This is a genomic window from Aquamicrobium segne, assembly GCF_042656785.1.
Lineage (GTDB): Bacteria > Pseudomonadota > Alphaproteobacteria > Rhizobiales > Rhizobiaceae > Mesorhizobium > Mesorhizobium segne.
Genome location: NZ_JBHSLL010000050.1, coordinates 32,162 through 44,690, shown reverse-complemented (window position 1 = coordinate 44,690; position 12,529 = coordinate 32,162). Strand labels below are relative to the sequence as shown.

Genomic DNA, 12,529 nt, shown 5'->3' with positions numbered 1-12,529 from the left:
GTCCTATTCCGCGGCCTGTTTGTGCAAGGCAGCGCCTGCTGTGGCCATGTCGCGGTCAATGTCGCGACTGACCACGCGCTCGACAGCCGCCGATGCATCGGCCAGCAAAAGCTTGTAACCGGCGATCGAACGCGCAAAACTGTTGTAGATCACCACCGCCGGGATTGCAGCAACCAGCCCCAGCGCGGTTGCCAGCAGTGCCTCAGCAATGCCCGGCGCGACCACGGCAAGGTTTGTCGTCTGCGCCTCGGAAATGCCGATAAACGCATTCATGATGCCCCAGACGGTGCCAAACAGGCCGACGAAAGGCGCGGTCGAACCGATGGAGGCAAGGATGCCGGTGCCGCGCGTCATGCTCCGCGCCGCCTGCGCCTCGATCCGCCCAAGATGCGAGGCGATGCGCTCCTTCAGCCCTTCGCCGGTGCCGCTGCCCCGTGTGCCTTGCGACATCTCCACTTCGTGCATGGCTGCACGCACCATCAACGCGCCGGGGCCCTTGCGATTGCGCGTTTTCTCGGCAGCCTGCGCAAGCGTGCTGGCTTCGACAATGCCCTTGAGCGCCCTGCGGGCGCGCAATTGCGCGCCTTTCAGTTCCAGCGATTTTGCAATCCACACCGTCCATGTGACCAGCGAGGCAATGGCAAGCCCGATCATCACGGCCTTGACGACCCAGTCGGCAGCCATGAACATGCCCCATGGCGACAGATCATGCGGCAGCACCCGCTGCTCTTCATCGGCGGCCTCCTCGCCAGCAACGATTTCAGTTGCCTCCGAGGATTGATTTGCAATCGAGGGTGTCGTCAGGGGCGCTTCGCTCGCGGTCGGCTCCGGCTCTGTTGCCGGCTGAATTGCCGGCTCGTTTTGTGGTTCGGCGGCCGGCTCGGTTTGCGGTTCGGCGGGTTGTGTCACAGTCACGCCCGGCTGGGTTTCCTGCGCCGACACGTCGAGCGTGACGAACATGATTAAAAACAGCGACATCAAAACAACAAGCGACCACTGCGCCGTGCGCGTCAGGCCAGGATGGGTAATCATTTGCATAATCGAGACTCAGCGTCCAAAAATCGTATCGGTACGGGTTTCAGTGTTCAGGCGTCCGATGCAGATGCCCGCCTCTACGCCGGGGCCATTGCAACGCGTTGCGGTGTTGACGAGAACGCGGCCAACATCGGCGCAGTCAATTCCGGTAAAATCAAACTGGCGAACCTTGGACTTGCCTTCCGGCAGTTCGGCAAAATCTATCAGCGTCATCCGCGAGATCATGCCTGCTTTGGTGAACAGGGCGAGTTCAAATGCGACATCATCAAGGCCGACACCGAGATGATTACCAATCAGGAACGTGAAACGGCAGCCGCGCTCGTTGGATTGCAGCGCGTTCAACTCCAGCAAAAGTGTCTCGCCACCGTCCTGCGCCTGTGCATTGGCGCCTTGCAGAAGCACGATACTGGCAACACCAAGTACCGCGAGAATTATTTTGCCAGCACCTGCGGCACGCTGCAATAATGTTGCGGATCGCTTGAAAATTGGCATTGTCGGTGTCCATCAGGCTTGAGCGGTTGAAGATGACCCGAATGTCATCACGGGGTCATGTAAATTCTAATGTTGATTATATTAATCAAGAATAAACTGAAACCCCTGTCGTGCCGATCCCGCTCACTTTCCCCATACCATGGCCAATCAAACACTTGCTGTCAGGACCAGTCAGGCTAACAGGTCCTGACCCTAATCTCTCAGTAAAAGATGAGTACAAATGTCATGATAAAATTCCATTGTCAATGTTTGCCGCCCGGTCAGGTACAGCACCTGAAAACAGGTGCTGTTTTAAATCCGGGTCTGGATCAGTAACCGGGAACCATGTTGAGCCGTATCACCTTGACCATCTCGCCTGCATCGGCTGGCGGAGCGCCTGCAGGACGGAAAAGAAACGCATTAGCCCTTGCAAGCACGGCAAGCATCGAACTGTCCTGCTGCGCAAACACCCTGACCGCGAGTGCGCCATCCGCCATTTCCACCATTGCCCGCAAATAGTCATCACGATTACCGGTTTTGTCGATTGGCTCCATCAGCCGCGCATTCTCAAATTCCGGTCCCAGGCCTTCGCCTCCGGTCATGACGGAAATCGCGGGCTTAAGAAACAGAAGCGAACAGACCAGCGCAGAAACCGGGTTTCCCGGCAGGCCCAGAACCGGCATGGCGCCCAATGTGCCAAACATCAGCGGTTTACCCGGCCGCATGCGGATCTTCCAGAAGTCGAAACGAAGGCCGAGCGCCTGAAGCACCGGGCGCACACGGTCATGTTCTCCCACCGATGCTCCGCCCGTCACCAGCAGAAGGTCGGCCTCCAGCCCGTCCAGCGCCGAGACAATGGCTGCATCGTCGTCGCCTGCAATGCCAAGATCGATCGCCTCGCCGCCCCATGCCCGGATCAGCGCCAGCAATGCAGGGCGATTGGCGTCAACAATTTGCCCGCTGGCCGCATCCGCCATGCTGGCGGCGACCTCATCACCCGTTGACAGCACGGCAATGCGCGGCCGGTGGAAAACCGCAACGGAGGCATGGCCGGCGGCAGCCAGCAGGCCGATGTCGCGGGCGGTAAGAAGATGGCCTTTCTCTGCCAGCTGCTCGCCCTTGCTGAAGTTGAGGCCCGCCTTGCGGATATGCAATCCTTCAATTGCGACCTCATTGAAGCTGATCTGCCTCCCCTTAGCCTCGACATCTTCCTGAATGATGATTGCATTGGCTCCATGAGGCACCGGCGCTCCGGTAAATATGCGCATGCAGGTTCCCCGCTGCAGGGTTGGCACCATGGCCACACCCGCCTTCGAGGCCCCCGACATTGGCAGCACCACACCTGCTTCCGGCACATCTGCGGCCAGCACCGCATAACCATCCATAGCTGAAACGTCGAAAGGTGGCGATTGCGTCAGGGCCTCCACCGCATTTGCAAGGACACGGCCATGCGCTTGCGGCAACGCCAGTTCCTGTGTGCCGGTCAGGCGCATGCTGCAATTGATCAGGTGTCGTGCCTCTTTGACGCTGATCGTGTTCTTTCCAAACGACGTATCCATTTCCGTCTTGCTCCCTTCCAGACAACCAACTGAACTTCCAAAAAAATCTGCCAAGTCCAGCACCTGGCCAGAATCGGCCTTGCGCAATATATTTGTCCAAATATAACGACATATATAGAGCATTCTGTGGGTACAGATGAAATCATCTGACGCAAGCACAATGCGGTTAAAACAAGAGCCTGGAGCATTTTATCCGTTTTTGTGAAAACAAGAAATGCTCTCGTCTTGCCTGCCCTCCAGCCTGTCATTAGCGAGCCGGAGGGCATTGCATCAGCGCCACTAAACAGCTTTTATCAGGCGATGGTCGTCCAGCGAGGCGACCGGAAAACAAAGGAAAAGAACCATGAAAATCAGCGCACGCAACCAGCTTAAGGGAACGGTCGTCGAGGTCATCAAAGGTGCGACCACCACGCATGTCCGTATCGATATCGGCGGCAATATCGTCACATCATCGATCACCAACGAGGCTGCCGATGAATTGCAGCTTGCCAAGGGAAAGAACGCGATTGCCGTTATCAAGGCATCCGATGTGATGGTTGGCGTCGAGGACTGAGCCAATGGCGCAAGATGACGGGTTGCGGGACGGAGAACGGGCGATCAAATGGTGTGGTGCAAGCGATGCCAGACTGGTTTATATCGGCCGCATCCGTACTCCGTGGACGTCACGCAAAGACTGCCCTCGTCAGGGCCGTCATGACGGTCCGCTCTGCCGCATCGAGATTGATGAGGCATGGGCGGATGCGCTCGAAGGCATTGATGCTTATGAACGCCTGGAAGTGCTCTACTGGCTGGACCATTCCCGGCGCGATCTTGTCTTGCAAAGCCCGCGCGATGACGGCGCAACGCGCGGAACCTTTGCGCTGCGCTCACCAATGCGGCCCAATCCGATCGGCACGTCGATCGTCAGGCTGGTTGAGATCGAGAAAACGACCCTCATCGTTCGCGGTCTCGACTGCCTCGACGGAACGCCACTTCTCGACATCAAGCCCGATCGTACTCTGTTCATACCCCCCGCCCCGCCGACGCGGGGCGATTACGAGATAGAAAATCCATGATTTTTCGCAGGTTTTTTGCGTTTCTCATCGCCTTTATCATCGCTCTTGCAACACCGGCGCTGGCGCGCACCGTCACCGATTCAGCCGGGCGCAGCGTCGAAATTCCCGATCATGTCACGCGCGTCTTTGCCGCCGGACCGCCAGCATCGGTACTGCTTTACATGCTGGCGCCAGAAAAAATGACCGGCTGGGTCAGAGCCCCGCGCGAGACCGACAAGCCGTTCCTGCTTCCATCCGTACACGATCTGCCCGAACATGGACGCCTGACGGGCCGTGGCGACACGCTCAATCTTGAGCGGCTGATGGCCGACAAGCCGGACGTGATCATCGATTTCGGCACAGTCAGCGAAACCTACCGCTCTCTGGCCGACAGGGTTCAGGCACAGACCGGCATTCCCTATCTGCTGATCGACGGCCGTTTTAACAATACGCCTGCTGCCATCCGGCTTCTGGCCGACATGATCGATGTGGGCGAGCGCGGCGAACAACTGGCCAGCGCCGCCGAAACCATATTCGCTTCAGTGGACAGGGTTTTATCCTCGATACCGGAGGAGAACCGCCCGCGCGTCTATCTCGCCCGCGGGACGGACGGGCTGGAAAGCGGCTCGCGCGGGTCGATCAACACCGAGATCATCGAGCGGGTCGGTGCGATCAATGTGGTTGACGGCCTGCGCGAGAAAGGCGGGATCGTCAATGTCTCGCCCGAACAGATCATCGCCTGGGCCCCGGAAACCATCATCGCGCTCGAACCCGCATTCGCCGGTTCCGTCGGTGCCAACCCAATCTGGCAGCCCGTTCCGGCTGTGTCATCGGGGCGCATTTTCCCGGCCCCCGGCAACCCGTTCGGCTTTGTGGATTTTCCGCCCTCGGTGAACAGGCTGATTGGGCTGACCTGGCTGCTGCATCAGCTCTATCCGCAGGAAGTGTCGGGAGACCTGCGCGACGAGGTGCGGGATTTTTACCGGCTTTTCTATCAGGCTGACCTTTCCGATGCCGATCTCGACAACCTTCTGGGTGTCTCACGTGACTAGACAGCCATTACCGGCGGCGGCCGTTCTTGTCCTGCTGTCGGCCCTGCTGGTCATCACCGTTCTCTTTGCTGCCGGAACGGGCCCTTACCCGGTTTCCCCGCAACAGATCCTGACGATCCTCCTTGCCACTGCGTCAGACGATATGGATATCGCAAGCGCCAGCACGGTGCTGTTCCAGATCCGGTTTCCGCGCGTCCTTGCCGCCATTCTTGTCGGAGCAGCCCTGTCGGCGGCGGGCGCGGCCTATCAAAGCCTCTTTCGCAATCCGCTCGTCTCTCCCGATATTCTAGGCGTGTCGTCGGGAGCCGGGTTTGGCGCCGTGCTCGGCATTCTCCTTGGCCTTCCGGTGGCGGCGATCCAGTTTCTCGGCTTTGGCGGCGGCTTGCTGACAGTGATGCTCGTCGTCATGCTTGCCAAAATGCTGCGCGGCAGCGGCGACGTTTTGCTGCTTGTGCTGGCTGGCATCGTCGTCGGCGCTCTGGCGGGCGCGGCGATCTCTCTCGTCAAGGTGCTGGCCGATCCCTATGACCAGTTGCCGGCAATCACCTTCTGGCTGCTTGGCAGCCTTGCCGGCGTAAAGCTGGAAGATGTGATGACCGTCATGCCCGTGGTCGCCCTCGGTCTGCTGCCACTCATCCTGTTGCGCTGGCGCATCGGCGTGTTGTCGCTGGGCGATGAGGAAGCCCGGGCACTTGGCGTGGAAGCGGGCTGGCTACGCGCAGTGGTGATTGCCGCCGCCACCCTCGTCACCGCCAGCGTGGTTGCAGTTTCGGGGATAATCGGCTGGGTCGGGCTGATGGTGCCGCATATGGCCCGGCTGCTCGTGGGGCCGCGCTTCGACCGGCTGCTGCCCGCCTCGATCCTGCTTGGCGCGATATTCATGGTCATTGTCGACACGCTTGCCCGCTCAGTGGCCGAGATCGAAATTCCGCTTGGCGTTCTCACCGCAATCATCGGCGGGCCAGCCTTTGTCTGGCTGCTGGCCCGATCCCGCCGGGTGGCGCTGCCATGAGCGTTCTTGCCGCGCGCGATCTGGTGATAGGTTATGGCTCGACCATGATCGCCGACCGCCTTGCTTTCGATCTGAGCGCCGGAACCGTCACCTGCCTGCTCGGGCCGAACGGCGTCGGCAAGACAACGCTGTTCAAGACATTGCTCGGCCTGCTTCCAAAACTTGCCGGGTCGATCCGGGTCGGTGATGCCGAACTGGCCAGCCTGTCCCGGCCCATGCTTGCGCGCCACCTTGCCTATGTCCCGCAATCCTATTCCGCCGATTTTGCCTATACTGTGCTTGATCTGGTCGTGATGGGCCGCACAGCGCATCTCGGCATCTTCAGCACGCCAACGCAACCGGATGTGAATATTGCCCTTGAAATGCTCGACAGGCTCGGCATCGCCGCGCTGGCGCATCACGATGCACGTCAGCTTTCCGGCGGGCAGCGGCAACTGGTCCTGATTGCGAGGGCCCTGGCGCAGCAGGCCAAAATCATCGTCATGGACGAGCCAACCGCAAGTCTCGACCTCGCCAATCGCATTCAGGTTTTGCGCAAGGTACGGGCTCTGGCCGATGACGGTCTGTCGATCCTTTTGTCCACCCACGAACCGGAACAGGCATTTGCTATCGCCGATCAGGTTCTTGCGCTCGGCCCGGACAAGCAGCTTGAAACCGGTCCGGTGGATGAGGTGCTGACCCCGGAGCGGCTCAGCCATCTTTATGGCGTCGCGCTGACTGTGGAAAAAACGCCGTCGGGCCGCCATGTGGTGACGGCAGAATAATGATTGATTGAAAACAACTTCATTAGAGCGCCGTGCGTCCTATCGGACGCACAAAGGACGCTCTAACTCTTTGAATGCGCATCGGAATTATCCAAAAACCGATTCCACTTTTTGGTCCGATGCTCTAGCGCCGGTCTTCTGGAGCATTTTGCCTATTGCGGCTTTCTGCGACTTTCGATATTTCCACCAGTGGGCCACCCTTCCCCAACGAAGGGCCAGCTATCTGGAAGGATAGATCAAAATGACCACATTGCCTTTGCCGGACACACGTCCGGCCAATCCCCGTTTTTCGTCCGGTCCCTGCACCAAACGTCCCGGCTGGTCACCTGAGGCGCTCAATGATGCACCGCTTGGACGCTCGCATCGCGCTAAAATCGGCAAGACCAAACTTGCTCAGGCCATTGATCTGACTCGTGAAATTCTGCAAGTGCCTGCCGATTATCGCATCGGTATTGTGCCTGCTTCCGACACCGGCGCGGTTGAAATGGCGCTGTGGTCGCTGCTTGGACCACGAGGCGTTGACATGGTTGCCTGGGAATCATTTGGCGCAGGCTGGGTAACCGATGTCGTCAAGCAGCTCAAACTGCCAGATGTGCGCAAATTTGAAGCACCCTATGGCCAGTTGCCGGACCTTGCCCAAATCGACTTCGACCGCGATGTTGTCTTCACCTGGAATGGCACTACCTCCGGGGTGCGTGTGCCCGATGGCAGCTTCATTCCTGCCAACCGGAAAGGGCTGACCATATGCGACGCCACCTCTGCGGCCTTTGCTCAGCCTCTTGATTTTCCAAAGCTCGATGTCGTGACTTTTTCCTGGCAAAAAGTGCTGGGCGGCGAAGGCGCACATGGCATGCTCATTCTGTCGCCCCGCGCCGTTGAGCGGCTGGAAAGCCACACGCCTTCATGGCCGCTGCCAAAAATCTTCCGCATGACCAAGAATGGCAAGCTGATCGAAGGCATTTTCAAGGGCGAGACTATCAACACGCCGTCCATGCTGGCGGTAGAAGATTATCTCGACGCACTGCACTGGGCCCAAAGTATCGGCGGGCTTGAGGCGCTGATGGCGCGCGCCGATGCCAATTTTGCGGTGGTTGACCGGTTTGTGGCAGCCTCCACTTGGCTCGGTTATCTGGCTATCGACCCGGCAACGCGCTCCAACACATCTGTATGCCTGTCGATCATCGACCCTGAAATTGCAGCACTCGATATTGATGCCCAAAGCGCTTTTGCCAAGGGGATGGTTACACTTCTCGACAAGCAGAATGTCGCCTATGACATCAGCCATTATCGTGACGCGCCTCCGGGTTTGCGCATCTGGTGCGGGGCAACGGTTGAAACATCTGACCTTGAAGCGCTAATGCCGTGGCTTGACTGGGCCTTTGCCCAGCAAAAAGCTGCATTCAAGGCTTCTGCCTGACCCATTGAAGGGCTGTCAGCCAAGGTGACGGCCCGGTTTTCTCCCTATTTTCACTCTGTTTGACGAAGGAGGCCATGATGGCGCCCCGCGTACTCGTTTCCGACAAGCTTTCGCCCACTGCCGTGCAGATTTTCAAGGATCGTGGTATCGAGGTCGATTATCTTCCCGATCTTGGCAAGGACAAGGAAAAGCTGCTTCAAGTCATTGGCCAATATGATGGCCTTGCCATTCGCTCCGCTACAAAAGTGACGGAAAAGCTGATTGCTGCGGCAACCAGACTCAAGGTTGTAGGCCGCGCCGGTATCGGCGTTGACAATGTCGATATTCCGGCTGCTTCGCGCCGCGGCATCATTGTGATGAACACGCCTTTCGGCAACTCCATCACCACGGCCGAACATGCCATAGCCCTCATGTTTGCTGTTGCCCGCCAGATCCCGGAGGCCAATGCCTCCACCCATGAAGGCAAGTGGGAAAAAAATCGCTTCATGGGTGTAGAAATCACCGGCAAGACGCTGGGCATTATCGGGGCCGGCAATATCGGCTCCATCGTCGCCACCCGCGCCCTTGGCCTGAAAATGCATGTCGTGGCTTTTGATCCGTTCCTGTCTGAAAGCCGGGCAGAAGAACTGGGCGTGGAAAAGGTGGAACTGGACGAGTTGTTTGCCCGTGCCGACTTTATCACCCTGCACACCCCGCTGACCGACAAGACCCGCAACATCATCAATGCGGGGTCGCTTGCCAGGATGAAAGATGGTGTGCGCATCATCAATTGCGCGCGCGGCGGGCTGATCGTTGAGGCCGATCTGATCGCCGCCCTGGAAAGCGGCAAGGTGGCAGGGGCCGGCATTGACGTGTTTGCAGCGGAACCGGCAACCGACAATCCACTGTTTGGCATGAAAAATGTGGTGTGCACCCCGCATCTGGGTGCAGCAACATCCGAAGCTCAGGAAAATGTCGCCCTTCAGGTGGCCGAACAAATGTCCGATTACCTCGTCAAGGGTGCGGTTGCCAACGCCATCAACATGCCGTCGATCACTGCCGAAGAAGCGCCACGCCTGAAACCCTTTGTGAAGCTGGCGGAAGTGCTTGGCTCCTTCATCGGGCAGGTGACAGACGACCCGATCAAGGAAGTCGAGATCCTGTTTGACGGTTCCACCGCCCAGATGAACACCAAGGCCTTGATCAGTGCAGCTCTTGCCGGGTTGATCCGCCCGCAAATGGCCGATGTCAACATGGTGTCTGCGCCGATCATGGTCAAAGAGCGCGGCATCATCGTGGCTGAGGTCAAGCGCGACAAATCCGGCGTGTTTGACGGCTATATCAAGCTGACGGTGAAAACCGAGCACAGGCAGCGCGCCATTGCCGGCACCTGTTTTTCCGATGGCAAGCCGCGCTTCATCCAGATCAAGGGCATCAATCTCGATGCCGAAGTGGGCCGCCACATGCTCTACACCACCAATTCCGATGCGCCGGGCATTATCGGCCTTCTGGGAACCTTGTGCGGCAAGAACAACGTCAATATCGCCAATTTTGCACTGGGCCGCGACCGCCCGGGCGGCGATGCCATCGCCCTGCTTTATCTCGATGGTCCGTTCCCTGAAAATGTGCTGGCGCAAGTGCGCGCCCATGAAGCAATCGATTCAGCCAAACCGCTGCAATTCGATGTCAACGAGCTTTAATTCTGACCTGATTTCACCTGATGGGCGCCGTTTGGCGGCGTCCATCATATTCGGCAATCAGCACACCTGAAAGCACCAGCACCAGCGCAATGGCGTGATAGGCTTCAAAATGCTCACCCAGAAGAGCCACCGCCAGCAACGCCCCCCAGATTGGCAACAGATTGATAAACAGGCCCGCACGGTTGGCGCCAATCAGTTCCACCCCCTTAATATAGGCAATGTGCGAAACCAGCGACGGAAACAGCGTAACATAGGCAATGATGGCCCAGCCAAGGCTGTCAGGCAAAATCAGTGCCCCGGCGGCTGTCTCCATCCATAAAAAAGGCAAGGCGGTGATCAGGGCGCTGGCACATAATGCCGTCATCAGGCTTAGCCAATGAAGCTGTGGCTTGCGCCGAAGTATAGCGGTATAAAACCCATAGGTGAGGATCGCCACAATCATCAGCCCATCGCCAAAATTCACATCCAGTTGCAGAATACGGGCCGGTTCGCCATGGGTAGCGGTAAGCACAATCCCTGCAAAGGACACGATAAACCCGCCAAGCTGGGCAAGCGTTGTGCGGGTTTTATAAATCAGATAGCTGAAAACAAACACCAGAAGCGGAATGCCACCCTGTTCGATGCTGGCATTGGTGGCTGATGTATAAAGCAGCGCACTATAGAGCGCGACACTGAAAATGGTAAAACCGGTTGCCCCCATAAGCAGCAAATACCATTTATGCCGCCATAAAACCGCCCAGTCGGCCATAATTTCGCGACGGCCGACAAAGGCAAGGATGATCAGCAGCAAGGCCCAGCGTACGGCATTGAGAAACATCGGCGAGACATGACCAACGGCCATTTTACCCGCTACGGAATTTCCAGCCCAAAACAGTGTGGCGGCAGCCAGCAAAAAATAGGCGTTGTGTCGCATTTGATAGCAGGCCCCGGCTTATGGCGTCCCGACCAAGTTGTCATCTGGCTTTATGCCAGATAAATCAGGATCAAAGTAAAATAACTGTGCGTTATGCATCTTAGAGCATTTTGTGAGTACAGGCGGAATCATCTGTACTCACAAAATGCTCAAAAGAAGCAAACAAAGGTCGCACATAGCGTTTCAGGGCGTTATAGAGGCCTGTCATTTTACGGGCGTGTCTTGGCGTTGCCCGATAGAAGGGAAGAAAATATGGCCAATGTGGTGGTGGTCGGCTCGCAATGGGGCGATGAAGGCAAGGGCAAAATCGTGGACTGGCTGTCGGAGCGCGCCGATGTGGTGGTACGCTTTCAGGGCGGGCACAATGCCGGGCATACGCTGGTTATTGACGGCAATGTTTACAAGCTGTCACTGCTGCCATCGGGCATTGTGCGCAACAAGCTGTCCATCATTGGCAATGGCGTGGTCTTTGATCCGCATGCTTTTGTGGCTGAAGTGGGCAAGCTGCGCGAACAGGGCATCGACATTACCTCTGACAACCTGAAAATTGCTGAAAACACCGCGCTGATCCTGTCCCTGCACAGGGAACTCGACGGATTTCGCGAAGATGCGGCCTCCAATTCCGGCACCAAAATCGGCACGACACGGCGCGGCATCGGCCCTGCCTATGAAGACAAGGTCGGCCGCCGCGGGGTGCGGGTGATGGATCTGGCCGATATGGACACGCTGCCGGCAAAAGTGGATCGCCTGCTGACCCACCACAACGCCTTGCGCAAGGGCCTTGGCCACCCGGAAGTGACGCATGAGACCATCATGCAGGAACTGACTTCGATTGCTGCCGATATTTTACCCTACATGGACCGGGTCTGGAAAGTGCTGGACGACAGCCGTAAGGCAGGCGAGCGCATCCTGTTTGAAGGCGCACAAGGCACGCTGCTCGACATTGACCACGGCACCTATCCATTTGTTACCTCCTCCAACACGGTGGCCGGGCAGGCAGCCGCTGGTTCAGGCATCGGACCGGGAGCGCTCAGCTATGTGCTGGGCATTACCAAAGCCTATACCACCCGCGTTGGTGAAGGCCCCTTCCCGACTGAGCAGGACAACGAAATCGGCCATTTTCTTGGTACACATGGCCATGAATTCGGCACAGTAACAGGTCGCAAGCGCCGCTGCGGCTGGTTTGATGCGGTTCTGGTGCGTCAGGCTGTTGCTGTTAACGGCATCAAGGGCATTGCTCTTACCAAGCTCGATGTGCTTGACGGGCTTGATGAGATCAAGGTCTGCACCGGCTATATGCTCGATGGTGAAAGAATCGACTATCTGCCGGCCAGTCAGGGCGCACAGGCGCGGGTAGAGCCCATTTATGAAACACTGGAAGGCTGGAAGAAAACCACTGCCGGTGCACGCAGCTGGAACGAGTTGCCCGCGCAGGCCGTTAAATATGTGCGCCACATTGAAGAACTGATCGGCGCGCCGGTGGCGCTGCTTTCCACCAGCCCGGAACGGGACGACACGATACTTGTGACCGACCCGTTTCAAGATTAACTATACCCGTGCGACGGGTGGAACTGAATAGTGCGCCCGTCGTAA

At 57.9% G+C, this 12,529-nt stretch carries 12 protein-coding genes; 8 read left to right on the top strand and 4 right to left on the bottom strand.

Going from position 1 to position 12,529, the window contains the following annotated elements; all coding sequences use genetic code 11:
- Positions 1-3: 3 nt before the first annotated feature.
- The 3 genes from exbB to ACFPLB_RS13405 form a co-directional block, all read right to left on the bottom strand.
- A complete protein-coding gene (gene exbB, locus ACFPLB_RS13415; protein ID WP_378230494.1) occupies positions 4-960 on the bottom strand; it encodes a tonB-system energizer ExbB in 957 nt (318 codons plus the stop codon).
- A gap of 87 nt (positions 961-1,047) precedes the next feature.
- The gene (locus ACFPLB_RS13410; protein WP_378230435.1) at positions 1,048-1,527 is read right to left on the bottom strand and encodes a hypothetical protein; all 480 of its coding nucleotides are present in this window, start codon (positions 1,525-1,527) and stop codon (positions 1,048-1,050) included.
- Between the two features lie 308 nt (positions 1,528-1,835).
- Positions 1,836-3,065, bottom strand: a complete 1,230-nt coding sequence (locus tag ACFPLB_RS13405; protein ID WP_378230433.1) for a molybdopterin molybdotransferase MoeA — start codon at positions 3,063-3,065, stop codon at positions 1,836-1,838.
- Between the two features lie 343 nt (positions 3,066-3,408).
- Between ACFPLB_RS13405 and ACFPLB_RS13400 the strand changes: the two genes are divergently transcribed.
- The 7 genes from ACFPLB_RS13400 (at position 3,409) to serA (ending at position 10,023) form a co-directional block, all read left to right on the top strand.
- Positions 3,409-3,618: a TOBE domain-containing protein gene (locus ACFPLB_RS13400; protein ID WP_378230431.1), complete on the top strand. Its 210-nt coding sequence runs from the start codon at positions 3,409-3,411 to the stop codon at positions 3,616-3,618.
- A gap of 4 nt (positions 3,619-3,622) precedes the next feature.
- Positions 3,623-4,120: a tRNA (N6-threonylcarbamoyladenosine(37)-N6)-methyltransferase TrmO gene (gene tsaA, locus ACFPLB_RS13395; RefSeq protein ID WP_378230428.1), complete on the top strand. Its 498-nt coding sequence runs from the start codon at positions 3,623-3,625 to the stop codon at positions 4,118-4,120.
- Positions 4,117-5,151, top strand: a complete 1,035-nt coding sequence (locus tag ACFPLB_RS13390; protein ID WP_378230426.1) for an iron ABC transporter substrate-binding protein — start codon at positions 4,117-4,119, stop codon at positions 5,149-5,151. The genes tsaA and ACFPLB_RS13390 overlap by 4 nt, the downstream gene beginning before the upstream one ends.
- Positions 5,144-6,163, top strand: coding sequence for a FecCD family ABC transporter permease (locus ACFPLB_RS13385; protein ID WP_378230423.1), 1,020 nt, complete (start codon positions 5,144-5,146; stop codon positions 6,161-6,163). The genes ACFPLB_RS13390 and ACFPLB_RS13385 overlap by 8 nt, the downstream gene beginning before the upstream one ends.
- Positions 6,160-6,927, top strand: a complete 768-nt coding sequence (locus ACFPLB_RS13380; protein ID WP_378230420.1) for an ABC transporter ATP-binding protein — start codon at positions 6,160-6,162, stop codon at positions 6,925-6,927. Before ACFPLB_RS13385 ends, ACFPLB_RS13380 begins: the two co-directional genes overlap by 4 nt.
- Before the next feature lie 241 nt (positions 6,928-7,168).
- The gene (locus tag ACFPLB_RS13375) at positions 7,169-8,344 is read left to right on the top strand and encodes a phosphoserine transaminase (protein ID WP_378230413.1); all 1,176 of its coding nucleotides are present in this window, start codon (positions 7,169-7,171) and stop codon (positions 8,342-8,344) included.
- 77 nt (positions 8,345-8,421) lie between these two features.
- Positions 8,422-10,023: a phosphoglycerate dehydrogenase gene (gene serA, locus ACFPLB_RS13370; protein WP_378230492.1), complete on the top strand. Its 1,602-nt coding sequence runs from the start codon at positions 8,422-8,424 to the stop codon at positions 10,021-10,023.
- A gap of 13 nt (positions 10,024-10,036) precedes the next feature.
- Here serA and ACFPLB_RS13365 read toward each other — a convergent pair whose 3' ends face one another.
- Positions 10,037-10,936 carry a DMT family transporter gene (locus tag ACFPLB_RS13365; protein WP_378230411.1) on the bottom strand — a complete coding sequence of 300 codons (900 nt, stop codon included), beginning with the start codon at positions 10,934-10,936 and terminating at the stop codon, positions 10,037-10,039.
- Positions 10,937-11,188: 252 nt separating this feature from the next.
- Here ACFPLB_RS13365 and ACFPLB_RS13360 point away from each other — a divergent pair, with 252 nt between their 5' ends.
- Positions 11,189-12,484, top strand: a complete 1,296-nt coding sequence (locus ACFPLB_RS13360; protein ID WP_378230408.1) for an adenylosuccinate synthase — start codon at positions 11,189-11,191, stop codon at positions 12,482-12,484.
- Positions 12,485-12,529: the final 45 nt, after the last annotated feature.

What these genes read in the sequence shown, in the direction of transcription:
- exbB (WP_378230494.1), bottom strand. Translation starts at nt 960, where the DNA reads ATGTTCGTCACGCTCGACGTGTCGGCGCAGGAAACCCAGCCGGGCGTG.
- ACFPLB_RS13410 (WP_378230435.1), bottom strand. Translation starts at nt 1,527, where the DNA reads ATGCCAATTTTCAAGCGATCCGCAACATTATTGCAGCGTGCCGCAGGT.
- ACFPLB_RS13405 (WP_378230433.1), bottom strand. Translation starts at nt 3,065, where the DNA reads ATGGATACGTCGTTTGGAAAGAACACGATCAGCGTCAAAGAGGCACGA.
- ACFPLB_RS13400 (WP_378230431.1), top strand. Translation starts at nt 3,409, where the DNA reads ATGAAAATCAGCGCACGCAACCAGCTTAAGGGAACGGTCGTCGAGGTC.
- tsaA (WP_378230428.1), top strand. Translation starts at nt 3,623, where the DNA reads ATGGCGCAAGATGACGGGTTGCGGGACGGAGAACGGGCGATCAAATGG.
- ACFPLB_RS13390 (WP_378230426.1), top strand. Translation starts at nt 4,117, where the DNA reads ATGATTTTTCGCAGGTTTTTTGCGTTTCTCATCGCCTTTATCATCGCT.
- ACFPLB_RS13380 (WP_378230420.1), top strand. Translation starts at nt 6,160, where the DNA reads ATGAGCGTTCTTGCCGCGCGCGATCTGGTGATAGGTTATGGCTCGACC.
- ACFPLB_RS13375 (WP_378230413.1), top strand. Translation starts at nt 7,169, where the DNA reads ATGACCACATTGCCTTTGCCGGACACACGTCCGGCCAATCCCCGTTTT.
- serA (WP_378230492.1), top strand. Translation starts at nt 8,422, where the DNA reads ATGGCGCCCCGCGTACTCGTTTCCGACAAGCTTTCGCCCACTGCCGTG.
- ACFPLB_RS13365 (WP_378230411.1), bottom strand. Translation starts at nt 10,936, where the DNA reads ATGCGACACAACGCCTATTTTTTGCTGGCTGCCGCCACACTGTTTTGG.
- ACFPLB_RS13360 (WP_378230408.1), top strand. Translation starts at nt 11,189, where the DNA reads ATGGCCAATGTGGTGGTGGTCGGCTCGCAATGGGGCGATGAAGGCAAG.